Origin of the sequence: Sanguibacter hominis ATCC BAA-789, assembly GCF_012396185.1 — a bacterium.
Taxonomy (GTDB): domain Bacteria; phylum Actinomycetota; class Actinomycetes; order Actinomycetales; family Cellulomonadaceae; genus Flavimobilis; species Flavimobilis hominis.
Window position 1 is genome coordinate 1,097,431 of sequence record NZ_JAAXOW010000001.1, and the last position, 20,918, is coordinate 1,118,348.

Consider the following 20,918-nt stretch of genomic DNA (forward strand, 5'->3'; position numbering starts at 1 on the left):
CGGGCGTTCCGCGTCGCTGCCCACCTCTGCCGAGGTAGGGCCTTCCTCGCCAGACAGCCCCCTGCATGGCCCTACCTCGCGCGCATGGCCCTACCTCAGGCGCATGGCCCTACCTCGCGCGCTGGGCCCTACCTCAAGCGCAGGGCGGGAGCTGGCTCGCGGAGGAGGTCCGACGTGGTGGATCCGGTCAGGCGTCCGGGTCGAGGTGCTTGATGACGCGCGCCGGGTTGCCGACGGCGACGACGTTCGCCGGCAGGTCCTTCGTCACGACCGCCCCAGCCCCGACGACCGTGTTCTCGCCGATCGTCACGCCCGGGCACACCACGACCCCGCCGCCGAGCCAGACGTTGTCGCCGATGACGATCGGCTTCGCGGCCTCCCACTTGTCACGGCGGGGCCCCGGCTCGGTGGGGTGCGTCGGGGTGAGGAGCTGGACGTGGGTCCCGATGAGGACGTCGTCGCCGATCGTGATGGGTGCGACGTCAAGCGCCGTCAGCCCGAAGTTCGCGAAGCAGCGCGCACCGATCGTGATGTTCGTGCCGTAGTCGACGTAGAACGGCGGCCGGATCTCGGAGCCCTCACCGAACGCGCCGAGCATCTGCTCGAGGAGGCTGCGGCGCAGCGGCCCCTGCCGGACCGACGTCGCGTTGAACGCGTCCATCAGGTCGAGCGCCTGGGCGGACGCCTCGGCAAGCTCGGGGTCGTCAGCGATGTACGGGTCTCCGGCGAGCATGCGCTCGCGCATCGATCGGGTGTCAGTCATGCGGCGACCATAGCCCGCCGTCCGACCGCGACCACGAGAGCCGTCGAGGGCGCGAGGCCGCCGGTAGGTTGGGGGGATGCTGGCACCCCTGGTCGCGGTCGGGCCGCCGCTCACGCCCGACGACGTCGAGCGCTTCTCCCGGCACCTCCTCCTCGCGGGGTTCGGCGAGGAGGCGCAGCGGCGCGTCCGCAACGCGCGCGTGTGCGTGCTCGGCGCGGGCGGCCTCGGCTCCCCGGCGATCTCGTACCTGGTCGCGGCGGGCGTCGGGACGCTCGGCGTCGTGGACGACGACGTCGTCGCTCTCTCCAACCTCCAGCGTCAGGTGCTGCACCGCACCGAGGACGTCGGGACGCTCAAGACGCGCTCGGCCGCGCGGGCGGCGCGGGCGCTCGACCCGGGGGTCGACGTCGTGCTCCACGACGTGCGGCTGACCGAGGCGAACGCCGACGAGATCCTGCGCGGCTACGACCTCGTCCTCGACGGGACGGACAACTTCGACACCCGCTATCTCGTCTCCGACGCGTGCGCGCGCCTCGGGCTGCCCGTCGTGTGGGCGTCCGTGCTGCAGATGGACGCGCAGGTCTCCGTGTTCTGGGCGGACGCGCCCGACGGCCGCGGCGTCACCCTCCGCGACCTGTTCCCCGAGCCGCCCGCGCCGGGGAGCGTGCCGTCGTGCTCGCAGGCCGGCGTGCTCGGGGCGATGTGCGGGCAGGTCGGGTCCCTCATGGCGACCGAGGCGATCAAGCTCGTCGCCGGCGTCGGCGACGTCCTGCTCGGTCGTGTCCTCGTGATCGACGCGCTGCGGTCGCGCTGGACCGAGGTGCCGCTGGTCGCCGCGCACGGCCCCCGGACCGACAGCCACGGGTCCCACGGCGCGGTGACCAGCGGCGCAACCAGCGGCGCCGGGTCCGGCAACCCAGGGTCGGGTCAGAGCGTCACCTCGGCCACCGACCTGCCCGCGGCGGCCACCGTTCTGCCCGACGAGATCACGGCGCGCGAGCTGCGTCGTCGGCTCGACGCGCGCGAGGCGGGAGAGGACGACGTCGTCGTCGTCGACGTGCGCACCACCCAGGAGCGCGACATCCGCACGATCCCGGGCTCGGTGCACGTCCCGCTCGACGTGCTCCTCACCGCCGACGGGCGGGCGCTGGTCCCGCGAGACCGCGACGTCGTCCTGTTCTGCGCGGTCGGCGGTCGGTCCGCGCAAGCCCTGACGCTGCTGCGCGCGGCGGGCTGGACGCGCGTCGCGCACCTCCCCGGCGGCATGACGGTCTGGCCGGAGGCCTGACGCCCCTGTCGACGTCGTGACCTAGAGCGCGACGTCGCGCACTCTGGCGCGCCGGGTGCAGGGCCGTGAGTCCGTCAGTCCCGGGCCGAGTCCGTCGGTCGCAGCTGACGGACTCAGCCGGAGGTGACGGACTCGCCGGCGGGCAGGCGCCAGCCGCACCGCCTCGTCCACCGTGGGCCGCCGTGGGCCACCACGACCGTGGCCCATCTCGCGCGGCTAGATTGGGGTCGTGCCTGCTGCCCTCGTCCCTGTCGCCGACCATGTCGCGCAGGTGCTCACGCTCGCGGACGGCCGCACGCCAGCCGTCGAGACTGTCGCGCTCGACGACGCGCCGGGCCGTGTCCTTGCCGCCGACCTGCTCGCGCGCGTCGCCGTGCCGCCGTTCGACAACTCGGCGATGGACGGCTTCGCGGTCCGGCGGGCGGACCTGCTGACCGCGACCGCGCAGGCTCCGAGGGCTCTCGACGTCGTCGCGGACCTTCCCGCGGGGAGCGCGGCCCAGCCGCACGTCGGGCCCGGCCAGGCGGCGCGCATCATGACGGGCGCGCCGGTCCCGCCGGGTGCGGACGCGGTCGTGCCGGTCGAGCTGACGGTCACCGGCACGTTCGCCGGGGGCGGTGACACGGTCCGCGTGGAGGTCGTCGCGGCACCCGCGGAGGGTGCGCACGTGCGGCGCGCAGCCGACGACGTCGCGCCAGGGGACGTCGTGATCGTCGCCGGGATGCGGCTCACGGCACGGCACGCGTCGGCTGCGGCGTCGGTCGGGTACGCGACGCTCGACGTCGTCCGTCGCCCGCGCGTGCACGTCCTGTCGACGGGCGCCGAGCTGCGTGCGCCGGGCGAGCCGCTCGAGCACGGTCAGATCCCGGACTCGAACTCGACGCTCCTCGCGGGCCTCGCGCGTGCGGCCGGTGCGGACGTGCACCGCGTGGGCGCGGTCGCGGACGACCCGGCGGCGCTGCGCGCCGTTCTCGAGACGGCTGCGGCGGACGCGGACCTGATCGTCACCTCGGGCGGGGTGAGCGCGGGCGCGCACGACGTCGTCAAGGAGCTGCTCTCCGCCCCCGGTCCTGACGGTGCGCCGGCAGTGACGTTCACGAAGGTCGCGATGCAGCCGGGCAAGCCGCAGGGCTACGGTCGCGTGCACGGCACCCCGATCGTGACGTTGCCGGGCAACCCGGTGAGCGTGTTCGTGTCGTTCGAGGTGGTCGTGCGGCCGCTGCTGCGCGCACTGCTCGGCCAGGAACCGCACGCCCCCGCACGTCACGTCGTCGCGGCGACCGGCTGGCGCAGCCCGGCGGGCCGCACCCAGCACGTACCTGTCGTCGTCGACGACGACGGTGTCCGCCCCGCGACGTCGGGCGGCTCCGGCTCGCACCTCGTCGCGTCCCTCGCCCTCGCCGAGGCGCTCGCCGTCGTCCCAGCGGACGTCGACGAGGTGCGTCCCGGCGACGTCCTCACCCTCCTGGAGATCGACCGATGAGCAGCTTCACGCACCTCGACCAGTCCGGCCACGCGCGCATGGTGGACGTCACCGAGAAGGTGCCGACCGTCCGCTCGGCGACAGCGCGCGGCCGAGTCGTGTGCACGCCCGCAGTTGTGGCGGCGCTGCGCGACGGCTCGACGCCGAAGGGTGACGTCCTGGCGGTCGCGCGCATCGCGGGGATCGCGGGCGCGAAGCGGACGGCGGAGCTGTTGCCGCTCGCGCACGTCATCGGGGTGCACGGCGCGGTCGTGGACCTCGAGGTGACGGACGACGGCGTCGCGATCGTCGCGACCGTCCGCACCGCCGACCGCACGGGGGTGGAGATGGAGGCGCTGACCGCGGTGAGCGTCGCAGCTCTCGCGGTCGTCGACATGGTCAAGGGCATGGACAAGTCGGTGCACATCGCTGACGTGCAACTCGTCGCGAAGACGGGCGGCAAGTCCGGCGACTGGCACCGCGAGGACTGACGTGACCGTCCCGCCCGTGTCCGTGCTCGACGCGGTCGTGCTCGCGGGCGGTCGGGCGCGGCGGCTCGACGGCGCGGCGAAGCCGCACGTCCTGCTCGACGGGCGTGAGCTGCTCGCGCACGTCCTCGACGGCCTCGCGGCGTCGGGGCTCGTCCGGCGGGTCGCGGTCGTGGGGCCGCCCGACGTCGCCGTGCCGTCTCCCGTGCCGCTCGTCCAGGTGCAGGAGGATCCGCCGTTCGGCGGGCCGGTCGCCGGGATCGCCGCGGGGCTCGCGGTGCTCGACACCGCCGGGCCCGCCCGCGCACCGCAGGGCACGCCGCTGCGTGCCGACGCCGCGCGGAGCGTCGGCGACCTGGTCGCGGTCGTCGCGTGCGACGTCCCCGGGGGTGCGCGGTTGCTGCCCGCGCTCGTCGACGCGCTGCAGGGGGCTCCGGCCGCGGACGGGGCGTGCGCGCGGGCTGAGGGGCGGGACCAGTGGCTGCTCGCCGTCTACCGCCGCGCCGCGCTCGCCGACGCGCTCGGCGCGCTCGCCACGGAGCGCGGCGAGCTCACGGGGGCGAGCGTGCGCGGGCTCGTCGGTGGCTTCGACCTCGTCCGGGTCGACGACGTCACGGGCGCGAGCGCCGACGTCGACACGTGGGCTGACCTCGACGCGCTGCACCGGCCGTCCGACAAGCGGCGTCCGTCCGACTAGCCGGGACGGCCGACCAGCTGCGGGCGGCCGACGTCCGGGAAGGGCCGTGCGTGCCTGCAGGTGGAAGGATGGTGGGCACACGATGGCCCTGACAACGAGGTGATCCCATGAGCCCGTCCGACAACATCGATGTCCGTGTCACCCTCGTTGAGTGGATGGCCGCGCTCGAGCGAGAGCTCGGCGTGTCCTTCGGCGAGGTCGACATCGACGCCCTCCTCGACGCCACGCGCGTCGCGGCGCACGGCGTCGCACGTCCGGCGGGGCCGCTGACGACGTTCGCGATCGGTTTCGCGGCGGGTCTCTCGACGGGGATCGCGACGGACTCGTCGGCGGGCGAGCCTGACACGACGGCCGCGGTGCGTGAGCTCTCGACGAAGGCGTCAGCACTCGTCTCGTCCTGGCGGCCCGAGGCCGCAGGCACCGCCGGGGATTCCTGATGGCGCAGGTCAGGCTGTTCGCCGGTGCCGCTGAGGCCGCGGGAGCGGCGGAGCTGACGGTCGACGCGCCGACGGTGGGCGCGCTGCGCGCCGCCCTGGGCGGGGTGGCGCGGCTCGGGACGGTCCTGGACCGGTGCGCGCTGCTCGTCGACGGGCGGCGCGCGTCCGACGACGCCGAGCCGGTGCCGGCGTCCGCGACGGTCGACGTCCTGCCGCCCTTCGCGGGCGGCTGAGCGAGCCGCCCGAGTCCTGGGACGTCCTCCGAGGTCGTGAGTCTCGACCCGAGGTCGTGAGCTCTGGCTCACGACCTGGGTGCAGAAGTCACGACCTCGAGGCAGACCCCGCCCGTGACTGGTTCAGCCGCCGATCGCGCTCATCGGGCGGTCGGGCTGCTCGAAGCCAGGCTCGCCGATACCGTGCCCGGCCTTCTTCCCGGCGAGGCACGTGCGCAGGGCCGCGTCGATCGCGTCGTCGTCGGCACCGGAGCGCACGACGGACCGCAGGTCCGTCTCCTCGCGCGCGAACAGGCAGGACCGCAGGTAGCCGTCGGCGGTGAGGCGCACGCGGTCGCACGACCCGCAGAACGGCGCGGTCACCGACGCGATGACGCCGACGGTCGCGGGGCCGTCGTCGAGCAGGAACTTCTCCGCGGGCGCTGCACCGCGCTCCCCGACGGGCGTGAGCGTGAACTCGCGCGCGAGCACGTCGAGGATCTCCTGGCCGTCGACCATCTCGACGCGGTCCCACACGTGTCCTGCGTCGAGCGGCATCTGCTCGATGAACCGCATCTCGCACCCGCGCTCGACGGCGAACCGGGTGAGCGCGACGATCTCGTCGTCGTTGACGCCGCGCATCGCGACGGCGTTGAGCTTGACGGGTGCGAGGCCGGCCGCGAGCGCGGCGTCGATCCCCGCGATGACGTCGTCGAGCCGGTCGCGGCGGGTCAGCGTCGCAAAACGCTCCCGGTCGAGCGTGTCGATCGAGATGTTGACGCGGGCCAGGCCTGCGTCGACGAGCCGCTGCGCGACGCGCGGCAGCGCGAGCCCGTTCGTCGTGAGGGAGAGCTCGACGGGCGTGCCTGCGTCGGGCGCGTCGTCGGGAGCGCGCAGCTCGGCGAGGGCGGCGACGACGTCGACGACGTCAGGCCGCAGGAGCGGCTCGCCGCCCGTCAGCCGGATCTCGCGGACCCCTGCGGCGACGGCGGCGCGTGCGATCCGCGCCATCTCGGGCGTCGTGAGCAGCGTGTCCTTCGGCAGCCACGGGACGCCCTCGGCAGGCATGCAGTAGAGGCAGCGCAGGGAGCAGCGGTCGGTGAGCGAGATGCGCAGGTCGCGGTGCACCCGGCCGAAGCCGTCGACGAGCGCGGGGCGCGCGCCCGCGGTCCGGCGGGGTGCGGCAGGTGCGGGCTCGGGTGCCACGAGGGCGGGCCCGGGCTCCGGCTCCTGTGGCCGCACGAGCGGCACGGGCAGGAAGGTCACAGACCGACCCAGTGGTAGGTGCCGTCCCGCAGGATCTCCCGCTTCCACACGGGCAGCTCCGCCTTGACCGCCTCGACGAGCGCCTCGCACGTCTCGAACGCGAGCCGGCGGTGCGCTGCGGAGACGGCGGCGACGAGGGCGAGACCGCCGACGTCGAGCAGGCCGGTGCGGTGGGAGATCGCGACGAGCGTGCCGGGCGCTGCGACGCGGGTGACGACGTCGGCGAGGACCTGCTCGGCGTCGGGGTGCGCGGAGTACTCGAGGCTCGTGACCTCGCCGACGACTGACGGGTCGTGGTCGCGGACCTGTCCGATGAACGTCACGACGGCGCCCGCAGCGCTGGCCCGCACGGCCTCGAGGTGCTCGTCGACGCTCAGCGGGACGTCGGTGACGCGCGCGAGCCGGACGGCGGTCATGCTGGGCGCGGTCGTCATGCGCCGTCTCCTGTGTGGTCGCCGCCGTCGAGCTGGTCGAGGAGGTGCGGCAGGAGCGGCGCGAGCAGGTCGAGGCCGTCACGGACGCCGCCCTGCGAGCCGGGAAGGTTCACGACGACGCCGCGGCGCGTGCCGCCGTCGGGCCCGGGGACGTGCGCGACGCCCGCGAGGCCGCGGGACAGGAGCGCGGCCGGCACGGAGAGGGCGCCGCGGCGGCGCAGCTCTTCGGCGATGCCAGGGAGCTCGGCGTCGAGCAGGGGGCGCGTTCCCTCGGGTGTCTGGTCGCGGGGCGTCACGCCGGTGCCGCCGGTGGTGATGACGGCGCGGGCGCCGTCGACGAGCGCGGCCTCGATGCCCTCGCCCACCTGGGCTGCGCCGTCCGGCACGAGAGATGTCGTGACGTGGAAGCCGGAGGCGGTGAGGATCTTCGCGGCGAGCGGGCCCGACAGGTCGACCGCGTCCCCGGAGGCGCACCTGTCGGAGACGGTGATGACGTGGACGTGCCAGGCGGCTGCTGGGGTCACGTGGCGCCTCCTGGTGACGTGGTCGAGCGTTTCCGCAACGATACCGCCGTGAAAATCGTCGCGCGGCACGAGTCCATGCACTGCGCACGGCCCCGCACGCGCTTCGGCCTTGCGCACGTCCGGGCCTAGGATCGCTCCCATCGTGAGTGCCACGTCCCTCATCGTCGAGACTCCAGGAGACCACCGGTGAACCGCCGACCGCTCGCCGCAGCCGCGGCGCTCGTCCTCGTCACGAGCCTGACCGCGTGCGCGGGCGAACGACGGCCGGGTGGTGCCGAGCTCGCGGGGGAAGAGATCACGGTGTTCGCGGCAGCGTCCCTCTCGATCGCGTTCGAGGAGATCGGCGAGCAGTTCACGGAGTCGACCGGTATCGGCGTGACCTTCTCCTACGCCGGGTCGCAGGACCTCGCCGCGCAGGTCCTCGAGGGCGCTCCGGCCGACGTGCTCGCCACTGCCGACGAGCTGACGATGCAGCGCGTCGTCACCGAGGCGCCCGAGCTCGTCGTGGATGAGCCCCGGTCCTTCGCGACGAACACGCTCATCATCGCCACCCCTCCCGGCAACCGCGCGGGCGTCACCTCGTGGGCAGACCTGGCCGACGACGACCTCGCTCTCGTCATGTGCGCGCCCGAGGTTCCGTGCGGCGCGTCGGCCAAGCGCGTCGAGGCCGCGACGGGTGTCCGGCTCCACCCCGTCTCCGAGGAGTCGAACGTGAGCGACGTGCTCGCGAAGGTGGTGGCGGGCGAGGCGGACGCGGGTCTCGTCTACGAGACGGACATCGTCACCGCGAAGGTGGACATCGTCCCGTGCCCCGAGTGCATCGAGGACAAGAACACGTACCAGGCTGCACCGCTCGCGGGTGAGCACCCCGAGGCCGCGCGCGCGTTCATCGACTTCCTCGTCTCGGAGATCGGGACCGGGGTGCTCCTCGGGCTGGGGTTCGGGGACACGTGACGCGCTCGCCGCGCAGCACGGCCTCGCGGGCGCCTGCCGTCCCGGTGCGACCGCCACGGTGGGTCCTTGTGCCGGCCGTGCTCGGGCTGCTGCTGGTCGCGGTGCCGCTCGTCGGCGTGGTGCTGAGGGTCGACCTCGCGCGTCTCCCCGAGCTCGTAACGAGCGAGGCGTCCCGGGCGGCGCTCGGCCTGTCGCTCCGGACGTCGCTCGCGACGACCGCGCTCTGCGTCGTGCTGGGCGTACCGATCGCGCTCGTCCTCGCGCGCGGACGGGCGCGCTGGCTCTCGCTCGTGCGCGCGGTCGTGCTGCTGCCGCTCGTCCTGCCGCCCGTCGTGGGCGGTCTCGCCCTGCTGACGGCGTTCGGCAGGCGCGGCCTGCTCGGCCAGCACCTCGACGCGTGGGGCGTGTCGATCGCGTTCTCGACGACCGCCGTCGTGCTGGCGCAGACGTTCATCGCGATGCCGTTCCTCGTCCTCACGTGCGAGGGTGCGCTGCGCACGGCGGGGACTCGCCACGAGGCGGTCGCGGCGACGCTCGGGGCGCGGCCGTCGCGCGTGCTGTGGCGCGTCACGCTGCCGCGGCTGCTGCCGGGGCTCGCGGCCGGGGCGGTGCTCGCGTTCGCGCGTGCGCTCGGCGAGTTCGGTGCGACGTTGACGTTCGCGGGCTCGCTCCAGGGCACGACGCGGACGCTGCCGCTCGAGATCTACCTGCGACGCGAGTCCGACACGGACGCCGCGCTCGCGCTCGCACTCGTCCTGATGGTCGTGGCGGCGGTGCTCGTCGTCGTCGCGTACGGCGCGACCGACCGGCGGGCTTCTCGCGCCGCGCGCGAGGTGGCGCCGTGACCGCGCCTGCTGTGGACGTCGACGCGCACGTCGCGGGGCGTGTGCGTGCGGCGCTCACGGTCGCGGCGGGCGAGCGTGTCGCGCTCGTCGGGCCCAACGGGTCGGGCAAGTCGACGCTCGTCGAGCTCGTCGCGGGGCTCGTGCGGCCTTCCGCGGGCCGCGTCGGGCTGGGCGGCCGTACGGTGGCCGACGCCGCGACGTGGGTCCCGCCGCACGAGCGGCACGTGGGTCTGCTCGGGCAGGAGCCGCTGCTGTTCGACCATCTGTCGGTCGTCGACAACGTCGCGTTCGGGCTGCGGTCGCGGGGTGTGGCGCGGGGCCGCGCGCGGGCGGAGGCGGCGCGCTGGCTCGAGGCGGTCGGGCTCGCGGACCTCGTCGGTGTGCGTCGCGCGCGTCTGTCGGGCGGGCAGGCGGCGCGGGTCGCGCTCGCGCGGGCGCTGGCGTCCCGACCGCAGGTGCTCGTGCTCGACGAGCCGTCGGCGTCGCTCGACGTGCGTGCCGCGGCGCAGGTGCGTCACCTGCTCGCGGGCCAGGAGCGGCGCGCGACGCTGTTCGTGAGCCACGACGTCCTGGACGTGCTGACGCTCGCCGACCGCGTCGTCGTGCTCGAGGCGGGTGAGGTGGTCGACGACGCGCCGGTCGATCTCGCGCTGACGCTGCCGCGGTCGGACTTTGCGGCGCACTTCGCGGGTCTCGAGCGCGTACGCGGCACGGCCGTCGCGGACGGGCTGCTGCTCGATGACGGGACGCTCGTGCCGGGCGTCGCGACGTCGGTCCCGGGCGCTGTGCCGGGCTCTGGCAGCGAGGGGTGGGCCGTGCTCGCGCCGACGGCGCTGCGCCTCGTCGACGGGCCGGGTGGTCCGGGCGACCTTCCGCTCGCTGTCGACGGGGTCGAGCCGCGCGGGGACCACGCGCTCGTCCGCGGCCGGCTCGGCCAGGCGGAGGGAGCGCGCGTGTCCGCATGGGCGAGCCTCGCTGATGCGGCGCGCCTCGAGCGGGCGACCACGAGCGGCTTGCCCGACGGCGTCCTCGCACGTGCATGGTGCCGCGCGGACGCGTCGGGCGTCACGACCTACGCCCGCTGATGTCCAGCGCTGTGGCCTGCGCACCGACGCGGGCCTGGGTGCTTTCCCCTGCCCGATGGTGGATGAGTTCTCATTCCTAGGGATGATGACTCAGTCGGCCCTGCGCGCCAGAATCGCAGGGACAGACGGAACCAGGGGGCTCCATGAGCGACAACAGCATCATCATGGCCGTGCGCCGAGACCGCGCCGCGCCACCTGCCACGGGGACCCGGGGCACGCGCGTGCGCGTCCGGTCGCGCGTCGTCGCGGCCGTGCTCGCGGTCGAGGTCGTCGGCGCGGGCTGGAGCGTGCTCGCCCTCGCCTCGCGAGCGATCGCGGCCGCCGGTCTCGACGGGACCGCGAGCGCGGGCGTCCTGTCCCGTACCGGGGTGATCGTCGCAGCGATCGTGCTTGCTGGCGCGCTCGCCTCGACGGCGGAGGCCCTGTGGACGGGGCGCCTGCCCCGGACGCCCGCCCCGCTGCACGCGGTGCGGACGTGGGCGACGGCGCTCGTGGTGGCCGCGCACGCCATCACGGTGTTCGGTGCTCTCATGCGGGACTCGTGGCTCGTCGCGCTCGTCTCTGCCGCGGTGTGCGCGGCGGTCGTCGTGGCGTGGTCCGCCGAGCCGGGCGTGCGGAGCTAGCAGGCTGCCCACAACCACTGGCGGCGCGTGCCGATGACGCGCCGTGAGCGGTGTGCGCCCGGATGTCAGCCGGGTCGGACATCCTTGTCCGGTGCCGACCGTCGCCCTCCCACCTGCGCGTTCCCGCCCGTCCGTCCGTGGTTCCGCCCGCCCGCGCCGTCAGGCGGGGCCTGGGCGCGGCCGGGCACGCGGGGCTCGACGCCGGACGGTCCGGCTCCTCGTGAGCGTCGCCGTCCTGCTCGGGGCCGTCCTCGCGGTCCTGCTGCTGGGCGGGCGGGCCCCCGGGGCGACGTACCCCGTGACTGCGGAGCAGCTCGCTCAGGTCCGCGCCGACCTCGCTGCGCTCGCCGTGGTCGACGCTCCGCGCTCTCCTGCCTACGACCGGGAGGCCTTCGGCCCGGCGTGGGCCGACGTCGACCGCAACGGCTGCGACACCCGCAACGACGTCCTCGCCCGCGACCTGACCGCCGTGACGTTCAAGCCCGGCACGCAGGACTGCGTCGTGCTGAGCGGTCGTCTCGCTGACCGCTACACAGGTCAGGACGTCGAGTTCCGGCGGGGGCAGGACACGAGCTCGCTCGTCCAGGTCGACCACGTCGTCGCCCTCGCCGATGCCTGGCGCTCGGGCGCGCACGCCTGGACCGCCGAGGACCGCGCGCGGTTCGCGAACGACCCGCAGAACCTGCTCGCGGTCGACGGCGCGGCGAACCAGGACAAGGGCGCGGCGTCTGCTGACGAGTGGCTCCCGCCACAGCGCGGATACCGCTGCCGGTACGTCGCAGCGCAGGTGACGGTCAAGGCGCGCTGGTCGTTGAGCGTGACGACCGCGGAGCGCCGCGCGATCGGGCGGACGCTCGACTCGTGCGTGACCGTGGAGACGCAGACCACGTCCGCTCGTCCACATTTCTAGACGTCGATGATCCAGTTTGGCGGAACGGCGCGCAGCGCTGTACTTTCACCGGACCCAGCCCCCCGCTGCGCACCGCCGGCGCGCTGGCACGCCCCGCCGCTCGCCCCTTCGCACGAGCGTCACGCAGCACCCGAAAGGACACCCGTCCCATGTCGCTCCGCCTCACGCGACCCGCGTCCCGCGCGCTCGCCACCTCGCTCGCCCTCGGCGTCGTCCTCGCGCTCGGCGCGTGCGCGCCGGCCACGAAGGACGCGGCTCCCACGGCGAGCGTCGCCCAGGCCGACCCGAGCAAGACGCTCGACCAGGTCGCGGTCGGCCTCAACGGGTCGCTCTCGACGCTGAACACCGGGCAGACCGGCATGATCCTCAACTACTACGTCGGCACGTCCTTCGCGGAGGGCCTCGTCGGCGTCGACGCCGACGGCCAGCTCGTCCCGGCGCTCGCCGAGTCGTGGACCCAGCCGGACGACACGACGTGGGTCTACCAGCTGCGCAACGCGACGTTCTCCGACGGCAGCCCCGTCACCACCGAGGACGTCATCTTCTCGATCAACCTCTTCCGGGACGCCGAGAAGTCGCCCTCGACGGCCTACTACTGGCCCGAGCTCGAGAGCGTCGAGAAGACCGGCGACCGAGAGATCACGATCAAGCTCGCCGGCACGAGCGCGACGTTCGGCTGGACGCCGTCGGCCGCCGCAGGCCTGTACGTCACGTCGCAGAAGTCCTACGAGGCCGCGACCGCGTGGGGCTCCGCGCAGGACCTCCTCGTCGGCACCGGCCCGTACAAGGTCACCGAGTTCGCGCCCGACTCGCACGTCCAGCTCGAGCGCAACGCGAGCTACTGGGGCGCCGCGCCCAAGGCCGAGAAGCTCCGCTTCGACTTCATCACCGACGACTCGACGCGCCTCCTCGCGTTCCAGGAAGGCAAGATCGACCTCGCGCTCGGCGTGCCCGTCGACCAGGTCGACCAGTGGCAGAAGACCGAGGGCGCCCGCGTCGAGACGGTCTCGAACCTCTCGTACCAGGGCCTGACGTTCGACTCGAACCTCGCACCGTTCGACGACATCCATGCGCGCAACGCGGTGGCGCACGCGATCGACCGCACCGGAGTCGTCGAGGGCATCCTCAAGAGGAACGCCGAGATCGCGACCGGCATCACGTCGCCCGAGCAGCTCGCGCTCAACGTCGGCGCCGAGGCCGCCGCGACCGCCGTCGCGGGGCTGCCGCAGAAGGACTTCGACCTCGACAAGGCCAAGGCCGAGCTCGCGCAGTCGGCCACTCCCGAGGGCTTCACCGTGTCCCTCACCTACCCCGACTCCGACCCGAGCCTCGGCAAGGTCTCGCTCGCCCTCGCCGAGAACCTCAAGGAGCTCGGTATCACTCTCGAGGTCAAGGAGATCCCGTCCTCGCAGTGGGGTGCGGAGCTCGGCAACGGCGAGCAGCCCGTGTCGTGGATGTCCTACACGCCGCCGGTCCCGACCGACTGGCCGACCGACTGGCTGCTCGGCGAGTTCAACCCCGCCCTGTTCACGGACCCTGACATCTTCGCGCTGCAGGCCACCGCCGTGTCGACGACCGACCCCGCCGAGCGCGTCGACTCGGTGATCGAGGCCACCCGCCTCGCGCTCGAGAACACCTACTACGCTCCTGTGTTCTGGGGGACGTCGACGACCGCGGTCGGGCCGCGCGTCGTCGCCGAGGACTTCACGTCCTACTTCTTCCTCACGAGCTGGCCCGGACGCCTCGCCGCCACGAGCTGATCCCACCGAGCAGGACCGAGACACATGAACGTCGCCCGCTTCCTCGCGCGGCGCCTGGTCACCCTGGCCGCGCTGCTCGTCGTGCTGTCGTTCATCGTGTTCTCCCTGCTCTACGTGGCGCCGGGCGACATCGTGAAGAACCTCCTCGGGACGCGGCCCGCCGCGCCCGAGACGGTCGCCGCGATCCGCGCCCGGTACCACCTCGACGACCCGTTCCTCGTCCAGTACTGGAAGTGGCTCGGCAACGCGCTCACCGGTGACCTCGGCGAGTCCGTCCGCACGAGCGTCCCGGTCACGCAGATGTTCGGCGACCGCATCGGGGTGACGCTCCTGCTCACCGGGCTGGCGGCGCTCCTCGCGCTCGGCTTCGGGGTGCCGCTCGGCATCCGCGCCGCCCAGCGGCACGGGTCGGCGGTGGACCGCGGGATCGTCGCGACGTCGATCGTCGGGATCAGCGCTCCCGGCTTCGCGGTCGGGCTCCTGCTGCTGTACGTGTTCGCGGTCATGCTCGGGTGGTTCCCGCTCTACGGGCTCGGCGAGCCAGGCCTCGACCGGCTGTGGCACCTCGCGCTGCCCGCGGTCGCGCTCGCGCTCGGCGTCGGAGCGATCGTCGTGAAGATCACGCGCACCGCCGTGCTGCGCGAGCTGAGCGAGGACTACGTCGCGTTCGCGCGCTCGCGCGGGCTCGCGCCGTCGGCCGTGCGCTCGATGTACCTCCGTGGGGCCGCGACGCCGATCGTCACGAGCACGGGCCTCGTCCTCGCGGGACTGTTCGGCGGGTCGGTCCTCGTCGAGACGACGTTCGCGCTGCCGGGCCTCGGCGTGCTGCTCGCCGACTCGATCACGTTCAAGGACCTCCCCGTCGTCCAGGCGCTCACGCTCGTCATCGCCACGTTCATCGGCGTGACGACGGCCCTCGTCGACCTGTTCGCCGTGCTCGTCGACCCGCGCGTGCGCCGCGCACGGGTGGCCTCGTGAGTGCCGTGGCCGGGCGCCGGCCCGGCGCGGTCGCGCGTGCCCTGAGGCGCCTCCCCGGCGTCGTCGCCGTGTCTGCGCTCGTGCTGCTCGCCGTGGTCGTGCTCGTCGTGCTGCCCGTCGCGCAGGGCGCGCTCGCGCAGGACATCACGCTCGGTGCGACGCCCGCCGGGACCCCCGGTCACGTGCTCGGGACGGACTCGCTCGGGCGCGACGTCCTCGCGCTCACGCTCGCGGGGGCGCGGTCGGCCGTCGTCGGGCCCGTCGTCGTCGCGCTCGGCTCGATGCTCATCGGCGTGGTCCTCGGGACCCTCGCGGGCTACCGCGGCGGGTGGGTCGACGCGGTCGTCTCGCGGTACGTGGACCTCACGCTCGCGATGCCCGCCCTGCTGCTCGCGATCGTCGTCGCGGGCGTCGTCGGCGGCGGGTACTGGGTGACGGTCGCGGTGCTCGTCGTGCTGTTCTCCCCGGGTGACACGCGCCTCGTGCGGTCTGCCGTGCTGCAGCACGCGCACCGCCCGTACATCGAGTCGACGCGCGTCCTCGGCCTGCCTGCGTGGCGCGTGATGACGCGGCACATCCTGCCGAACGTGCGGCCGCTCGTGCTGACCAACCTATTCCTCAACGTCGCGTACGCGCTCGTGAGCATGTCCGGCCTGTCGTACCTGGGCCTGGGCGTCGCACCCGGCGACGCGGACTGGGGCCGCCAGCTCGCGGACGGCCGGGCGATCCTGTTCGACAACCCCGCCGCGTCCGTCGTGCCCGGGCTCGCGATCATCGTCACCGCGACGGCCGTCAACCTGGTGGGCGACTGGCTCGCGGAGCGGTTCGAGCACGGTGACCTGGGCGTCGGGGAGATCGAGACGGAGGTGCGCGCATGAGCGGGACCTTCCTCGAGGTGCGAGGCCTGACGGTCCGCGCGGGCGAGCGCGTGATCGTCGACGCGGTCGACGTCGTGGCGGGGCGCGGGCGCACGCTCGGTGTCGTCGGGGAGTCCGGCTCGGGCAAGTCGATGCTCGTCAAGGCGCTCACGGGCCTCCTGCCCACGGGCGTCACCGCGACGGGCGACGTCCTGCTCGACGGCGCCCCTGTGGACCTCGGCGCGTCCGAGCGTGCCTGGGGGCGGGTGCGCGGGCGCCATGTCGTCCTCGTCCTGCAGGACCCGTTCACGTCGCTCGACCCGCTGCGCCGCTGCGGGCGGCAGGTCATGGACTCGTCGCCCACGCGCGGACGCGCCGCCCGGCGCGCCGAGGTCGTCCGCCGGCTCGCCGAGGTCGGGCTGCCCGCGCGCGTCGCGCAGCAGTACCCGCACGAGCTGTCCGGGGGCATGCGCCAACGCGTCGCGATCGCCGCCGCGCTCGCGTCCGACCCGCAGCTCCTCGTCGCCGACGAGCCGACGACGGCCCTCGACGTCACGACGCAGCGCGAGATCCTCGACCTGCTCGCGTCCCTCCAGCAGGCGCGCGGCATGACGCTCGTCCTCATCACCCACGACCTCGGCCTCGCGGAGGAACGCTGCGACGACCTCGTCGTCATGCGCGGCGGCTCGATCGTCGAGCGCGGCCGCGCGACCGACGTGCTCGCCGCACCGCAGCACCCGTACACGCAGGCTCTCGCGGAGGCCGCGCGCGGCCGTCTGCGCACGTCCGGCGAGGTCGCCGAGACCCAGCTCGCCCTGCGCGTCTCCGGCCTCGTCAAGCAGTTCCGCGGAGCGCAGGAGCGCGCAGTCGACGGCGTCACGATCGAGGTGCGCGACGGCGAGTGCGTCGGGGTCGTCGGGGAGTCCGGCTCGGGCAAGACGACCGTCGCCCGCTGCGTCGTCGGGCTCGAGACGCCCGACGCGGGCACGATCGAGGTCCGCGCGCCGGGCACGGCTGCGGCCGCGGACGGCCTCGTCGCGACGACCGCGCTCACGCCCGCACAGCGGGCGCGCACGGTCCAGATCGTCTTCCAGGACCCGTACTCGGCGCTCAACCCTGCGCTCACGATCGGTGCGATGCTGCGCGAGGCGCTCGACGTCGCGGCCGCGGGCGACGCCGAGCGACGCACCGTCAAGAACCTCCTCACGATGGTCGGACTGCCCGCCTCGTACGCCCGGCGTCGGCCTGCGCGCCTCTCGGGCGGTGAGCGGCAGCGCGTCGCGATCGCCCGCGCCCTCGCGCCCGCGCCGCGCGTCCTCGTGTGCGACGAGTCCGTCTCCGCGCTCGACGTGTCCGTCCAGGCGCAGGTCCTCGACCTCCTCGCGCGGCTGCGCGCCGACCTCGGACTGACGATCCTGTTCATCTCGCACGACCTCGGCGTCATGCAGCAGGTGACGGACCGCGTCTACGTCATGCGCGGCGGCCGGGTCGTCGAGGCTGGCCCGACGTCGCGCGTCCTGCGCGAGCCCGAGCACCCGTACACGCGCGCCCTGCTCGACGCGGTCCCCGGCGCGCCCGGCGCCGCCACGTCGGCGACCGCCGCCCCGACCGCCGCTGAGGTACCCGGTGACTGACTCACGCCCCGCCGACGTCCTCCTCGTCGGCGCCTCCGTGTTCGACGGCGACCCCACGTCGACGTCCCGCCCCGCCTCGGTCGCGGTCCGCGACGGGCGCATCCTCGCCGTCGGCCCCGACGCCGAGGTGCGTGCGCACGCCGGGCCGTCGACGCGCGTCGTCGACCTGACCGGGCGCATGCTGACGCCCGGCTTCCAGGACACGCACGTCCACCCCATCCTCGCGGCGAGCATGGACCGCCGCCTCAACGTTCTCGGCGAGCGCACCCTCGCCGGGACGCTCGAGGCGATCCGCGCCTACGCCGCTGCGCACCCCGAGGACGAGTGGGTGACCGGCTGGGGCTGGAACGCCGACCTGTTCGAGGGCGGCCTCCCGACGCGCGCGCAGCTCGACGCGGTCGTGCCTGACCGCCCCGCGCTCATCCACCGCAGCGACGGTCACGCGGCGTGGGCGAACACGCTCGCGATCGAGGCGGCGGGCCTTGACGACGACGGGTCCGGCCGTCCGGTCGCCGACCCGCCCGGCGGGCGTGTCGAGCGCGACGCGGACGGTCGCGCAGCGGGCGTCCTGCAGGAGTGGGCGACCGGACTCGTCGAGCGGCTGATCCCCGAGCCCGACGTCGCGACGCTCCGACGAGACCTCGTCGCCGGCCAGGCCGCGCTGCTCGCGGTGGGCATCACGGCGTGGCAGGACGCGTCGGTGCTCGCCGCCGACCAGGAGGCGTACGAGCGCGCCGAGGCGGCTGGCGAGCTGCTCGGAACGGTCGTCGGCGCGCTGCGCTGGGACCACCGCCGCGGCATGGAGCAGGTCGCCGAGCTCGTCGCGCGCCGGGCGCGCTCGCACGGGCCGCGCTTCCGGCCGACGTCCGTGAAGATCATGGTCGACGGCGTCGTCGACGGGTCGCTGACCGCCGCGATGATCGACCCGTACCTCGACGTCGACGGGTCGGTGAGCGAGAACAGCGGCGACACGTACTTCGAGCCGAGCCACCTCGACGAGGTCGTCGCGGCGCTCACCGCCGAGGGCTTCCAGACGCACTTCCACGTGATCGGCGACCGGGCGGTGCGGCTCGCGCTCGACGCGCTGGAGCGCGCCGCCGCCGCGCACCCCGAGATGGTCGACGCCGAGGGCCGGCTGACGACGCGGCCGATCCTCTCCCACGTGCAGGTAGTGCACCCCGACGACCGGGCGCGCTTCGCCCGGGTGGGCGCCGTCGTCTCCGCGCAGCCCCTGTGGGCGAACTGCGAGGACGTGCAGACCGAGCTGACCATCCCGTTCCTCGGCGACGAGCGCACGACGTGGCAGTACCCGTTCGCGTCGCTCCAGCGGGCGGGCGCGGTCCTCGCGGGCGGCTCCGACTGGCCCGTGTCGACGCCGGACCCGGTCCAGGCGATCCACGTCGCCGTGAACCGCCGACTGCACGGCGAGGAGCGCCCAGCGCTCGGGCCCGACGAGGCGATCACCCTCGCGGAGGGTCTGGCCGCGTACACGTCCGGCGCGGCGTGGGCGAACGGGCTCGACGACGTCGCCGGGCGGATCGAGCCCGGGCTCGTCGCCGACCTCGCGGTCGTGGACCGCGACCTGTTCGCCGTGCCGGCCGACGAGATCGGGGCGGCGCGCGTGCTCCAGACGTGGCTGGCCGGGGTTGTCGTCCACGACGAGGATTGAGCCATGAGGCCCTGCTCCGTCACTCCCGTCGCCAGCCGTGAGGCGCGCGCGTCCCTGTACGACGCCGTCCTGAGCCAGTCGTTCGGCCCGGAGGAGCTGCCGCCGCGCGAGCAGTTCCTCGCGTGGACCGCGCGCGACGAGCTCGAGGTGCTGCTCGCGACCGACCCCGAGACGGGCGAGACGCTCGGGTGCGCGGTCGTCGCGCTGCGCCAGGGTGCGCCCGAGGTGGCGTTGCTCGCGTGGCTCGCCGTGCGGCCGGGCCTGCGCGGCACGGGCACGGGCGGCGCGCTGCTCGACGCTGCGATCGACCTGGCGCGTGACGCGGGCGCGCAACTGCTGCTCGCGGAGGTCGAGGACCCGCGGAAGCACCCGGCGTCGGCCGACCACGGCAACCCGTGGCGCCGCCTCGGCTTCTACGCCCGGAACGACCTCGCGCTCCTCGACCTCCCGTACTTCCTCCCACCGATGGCGCCCGGGCAGGAGCGCGTGCCGGACATGCTGATGCTCGCGAGCGTGCTGCACGACGGCGCGGACTCGCCCGAGGTGCTGCGGCCTGCGCTCGTCGCGTTCCTGCGGGCGTTCGTCCCGCGCCTCGACGGCGACGACCCGGACCATGACGCGCTGCTCGCGGCAGCCGCCGAGGTCACGGCTGAGCCGCTCGCCGACGTGCTGGAGCGCGCCGGGCGGTAGCCGCGCCGGGCGGCACCGCTGCGCAGAGCGCCCACGGCGGGTCTGCACGGTCGTGTCACAGCCTCGTGGCAGCATCGAAGCGTGCCTGGATATGCCGTGATCGACACCGAGACGACGGGGTTCTCCCCGCGCACCGGTGACCGTGTCATCGAGATCGCGGTCGTGCGGCTCGACGGGGACGGTGAGGTCGTCGACACGTGGGAGACGCTGCTGAACCCGGGTCGTCCGGTGGGGCCGACGCACGTGCACGGGCTGACGGCGGCTGACGTCGAGCATGCGCCCCGCTTCACGGAGGTGGCCGAGCACGTGGCTGCGCTCCTCGCGGGCCGGGTCGTCGTGGGTCACAACGTGGACTTCGACCTGCGGTTCCTCGAGAAAGAGTTCCGGCTCGCGCAGTTCCCGTTCCGGGTTCCGGGGCGGCTGTGCACGCAGCAGCTCGCGAAGGCGCACCTGCCAGGCCCCAAGCGGACGCTCGCCGTGTGCTGCGAGCAGGCGGGCGTGATCAACGAGCATGCGCACTCGGCGCTGGGGGACACGCTCGCGACGGCGGAGCTGTTCCGGTTCTTCCTGCGTCAGCACCCTGCGGGGGTGCCGTGGGTGGACGAGCTCTCGGCGGCGGCGCTGACCGCTCCGGCGGACGACCTGTTCGCCGAGCTGTTCGACGTCGCGCTCACCGCTCCGCGGACGTTGTCGCGGTCCGCGCTCGCCTGAGCGAGGCTCCCGCCCTGCGCGGGTCCGCGGGGTCGGTCTGAGCGGACAGTCGTACCTTGCGGCTCACCGGCGCGTCGAGCGGTTCAGTCGGCGCTCCAGGTCCAGTGCCAGGGCTCGTCGATGATCGTCTCGTGGAACCCGAAGCCGGGGGCGTTCTCGCGCATCCAGATGAGCGCTTCGGTGTCGAGGGTGAGGTCGACGCTCGTGCCGTCGCCGTGCTCGCTCTCGCCGAGGGGTGCGGCGCGCCCGCCGTCTTCGAGGAGGCCGAAGCGTCTGATCATCTCGGCTTGCTCGTCGAGGTCGCGGTAGGCGGAGTTGACGGTGGGGTGGTGGCCGGCGTCGCGGGCGGCTCGCTCGAGCTTGGTGAATGCTGCGGCTGCGGGGGCGATGAGGCGGTGGCCGGTGTCGATGGTGACGAGCTGGTCCTCGGGGATCCGGCCGTTGATGTTCGCGGGAGTGGTCGTGCTCGCGGCGGCGGGCTCGGCACTGGTCCAGTCGAGGAAGCTGCGGGCGCCGACGACCCCTGCGGTGGCGAGGGTGACGAGCGCGAGGATGGCGAGGGTGAGCCGGACGCGGGACATGCTGCGACGTTATGGCTGGTCGGCGGGGCGGGGCATCGGTCCGGGGTGGG

General features: G+C 74.2%; 23 protein-coding genes. 18 read left to right on the plus strand and 5 right to left on the minus strand.

What is annotated here, in order from left to right; genetic code table 11:
• Positions 1-187: 187 nt before the first annotated feature.
• Complete coding sequence (locus tag HF995_RS05035) at positions 188-763, minus strand: sugar O-acetyltransferase (protein WP_168446657.1); 576 nt, start codon at positions 761-763, stop codon at positions 188-190.
• Positions 764-839: 76 nt separating this feature from the next.
• On the opposite strand from HF995_RS05035, the gene HF995_RS05040 reads away from it, so the two are divergent.
• The 6 genes from HF995_RS05040 to HF995_RS05065 all read left to right on the plus strand — a co-directional run bounded on the left by HF995_RS05040 (position 840) and on the right by HF995_RS05065 (position 5,368).
• Positions 840-2,051 (plus strand): ThiF family adenylyltransferase, encoded by a 1,212-nt coding sequence (locus HF995_RS05040; RefSeq protein ID WP_168446658.1) that lies wholly within the window; start codon positions 840-842, stop codon positions 2,049-2,051.
• A gap of 229 nt (positions 2,052-2,280) precedes the next feature.
• On the plus strand, positions 2,281-3,534 hold the full coding sequence (locus tag HF995_RS05045; protein ID WP_168446659.1) for a molybdopterin molybdotransferase MoeA: 1,254 nt from the start codon (positions 2,281-2,283) through the stop codon (positions 3,532-3,534).
• On the plus strand, positions 3,531-4,004 hold the full coding sequence (moaC, locus tag HF995_RS05050; RefSeq protein WP_168446660.1) for a cyclic pyranopterin monophosphate synthase MoaC: 474 nt from the start codon (positions 3,531-3,533) through the stop codon (positions 4,002-4,004). Before HF995_RS05045 ends, moaC begins: the two co-directional genes overlap by 4 nt.
• A 1-nt stretch (position 4,005) precedes the next feature.
• Positions 4,006-4,698: a molybdenum cofactor guanylyltransferase gene (gene mobA, locus HF995_RS05055; protein WP_350308737.1), complete on the plus strand. Its 693-nt coding sequence runs from the start codon at positions 4,006-4,008 to the stop codon at positions 4,696-4,698.
• Positions 4,699-4,805: 107 nt separating this feature from the next.
• A complete protein-coding gene (locus tag HF995_RS05060) occupies positions 4,806-5,135 on the plus strand; it encodes a DUF6457 domain-containing protein (protein WP_168446661.1) in 330 nt (109 codons plus the stop codon).
• Positions 5,135-5,368: a MoaD/ThiS family protein gene (locus HF995_RS05065; RefSeq protein ID WP_168446662.1), complete on the plus strand. Its 234-nt coding sequence runs from the start codon at positions 5,135-5,137 to the stop codon at positions 5,366-5,368. Before HF995_RS05060 ends, HF995_RS05065 begins: the two co-directional genes overlap by 1 nt.
• A gap of 123 nt (positions 5,369-5,491) precedes the next feature.
• Here the strand turns inward: HF995_RS05065 and moaA are convergent, their stop codons facing one another.
• From moaA to HF995_RS05080, 3 genes are read right to left on the minus strand one after another with little or no spacing between them, the layout of a single operon-like run.
• Positions 5,492-6,613, minus strand: coding sequence for a GTP 3',8-cyclase MoaA (moaA, locus tag HF995_RS05070; RefSeq protein ID WP_434060836.1), 1,122 nt, complete (start codon positions 6,611-6,613; stop codon positions 5,492-5,494).
• A complete protein-coding gene (locus tag HF995_RS05075) occupies positions 6,610-7,047 on the minus strand; it encodes a molybdenum cofactor biosynthesis protein MoaE (RefSeq protein ID WP_286189203.1) in 438 nt (145 codons plus the stop codon). Before HF995_RS05075 ends, moaA begins: the two co-directional genes overlap by 4 nt.
• Positions 7,044-7,571: a MogA/MoaB family molybdenum cofactor biosynthesis protein gene (locus tag HF995_RS05080; RefSeq protein ID WP_350308738.1), complete on the minus strand. Its 528-nt coding sequence runs from the start codon at positions 7,569-7,571 to the stop codon at positions 7,044-7,046. Before HF995_RS05080 ends, HF995_RS05075 begins: the two co-directional genes overlap by 4 nt.
• Before the next feature lie 186 nt (positions 7,572-7,757).
• Here HF995_RS05080 and modA point away from each other — a divergent pair, with 186 nt between their 5' ends.
• The 12 genes from modA to HF995_RS05140 all read left to right on the plus strand — a co-directional run bounded on the left by modA (position 7,758) and on the right by HF995_RS05140 (position 20,287).
• On the plus strand, positions 7,758-8,525 hold the full coding sequence (gene modA, locus HF995_RS05085) for a molybdate ABC transporter substrate-binding protein (protein ID WP_168446664.1): 768 nt from the start codon (positions 7,758-7,760) through the stop codon (positions 8,523-8,525).
• 68 nt (positions 8,526-8,593) lie between these two features.
• Positions 8,594-9,370: an ABC transporter permease gene (locus tag HF995_RS05090; protein WP_350308739.1), complete on the plus strand. Its 777-nt coding sequence runs from the start codon at positions 8,594-8,596 to the stop codon at positions 9,368-9,370.
• On the plus strand, positions 9,367-10,455 hold the full coding sequence (locus tag HF995_RS05095; protein WP_168446665.1) for a sulfate/molybdate ABC transporter ATP-binding protein: 1,089 nt from the start codon (positions 9,367-9,369) through the stop codon (positions 10,453-10,455). The genes HF995_RS05090 and HF995_RS05095 overlap by 4 nt, the downstream gene beginning before the upstream one ends.
• A gap of 143 nt (positions 10,456-10,598) precedes the next feature.
• The gene (locus tag HF995_RS05100; protein WP_168446666.1) at positions 10,599-11,078 is read left to right on the plus strand and encodes a hypothetical protein; all 480 of its coding nucleotides are present in this window, start codon (positions 10,599-10,601) and stop codon (positions 11,076-11,078) included.
• Positions 11,079-11,298: 220 nt separating this feature from the next.
• Positions 11,299-11,988 (plus strand): HNH endonuclease family protein, encoded by a 690-nt coding sequence (locus HF995_RS05105; RefSeq protein WP_168446667.1) that lies wholly within the window; start codon positions 11,299-11,301, stop codon positions 11,986-11,988.
• A 149-nt stretch (positions 11,989-12,137) separates the two neighbouring features.
• Positions 12,138-13,748 (plus strand): ABC transporter substrate-binding protein, encoded by a 1,611-nt coding sequence (locus HF995_RS05110; RefSeq protein ID WP_168446668.1) that lies wholly within the window; start codon positions 12,138-12,140, stop codon positions 13,746-13,748.
• A gap of 24 nt (positions 13,749-13,772) precedes the next feature.
• Positions 13,773-14,726 carry an ABC transporter permease gene (locus tag HF995_RS05115; RefSeq protein ID WP_168446669.1) on the plus strand — a complete coding sequence of 318 codons (954 nt, stop codon included), beginning with the start codon at positions 13,773-13,775 and terminating at the stop codon, positions 14,724-14,726.
• Entirely contained in the window at positions 14,723-15,604 is an 882-nt protein-coding gene (locus HF995_RS05120; RefSeq protein WP_168446670.1) for an ABC transporter permease, read from the plus strand. Before HF995_RS05115 ends, HF995_RS05120 begins: the two co-directional genes overlap by 4 nt.
• Entirely contained in the window at positions 15,601-17,217 is a 1,617-nt protein-coding gene (locus tag HF995_RS05125) for an ABC transporter ATP-binding protein (protein ID WP_168446671.1), read from the plus strand. The genes HF995_RS05120 and HF995_RS05125 overlap by 4 nt, the downstream gene beginning before the upstream one ends.
• Positions 17,210-18,886, plus strand: a complete 1,677-nt coding sequence (locus HF995_RS05130; RefSeq protein WP_168446672.1) for an amidohydrolase — start codon at positions 17,210-17,212, stop codon at positions 18,884-18,886. The genes HF995_RS05125 and HF995_RS05130 overlap by 8 nt, the downstream gene beginning before the upstream one ends.
• A 3-nt stretch (positions 18,887-18,889) precedes the next feature.
• The gene (locus tag HF995_RS05135) at positions 18,890-19,576 is read left to right on the plus strand and encodes a GNAT family N-acetyltransferase (RefSeq protein WP_168446673.1); all 687 of its coding nucleotides are present in this window, start codon (positions 18,890-18,892) and stop codon (positions 19,574-19,576) included.
• 81 nt (positions 19,577-19,657) lie between these two features.
• Positions 19,658-20,287, plus strand: coding sequence for a 3'-5' exonuclease (locus tag HF995_RS05140; RefSeq protein ID WP_168446674.1), 630 nt, complete (start codon positions 19,658-19,660; stop codon positions 20,285-20,287).
• Positions 20,288-20,370: 83 nt separating this feature from the next.
• Here HF995_RS05140 and HF995_RS05145 read toward each other — a convergent pair whose 3' ends face one another.
• Entirely contained in the window at positions 20,371-20,868 is a 498-nt protein-coding gene (locus tag HF995_RS05145) for a M15 family metallopeptidase (RefSeq protein WP_168446675.1), read from the minus strand.
• Positions 20,869-20,918 lie beyond the last annotated feature (50 nt).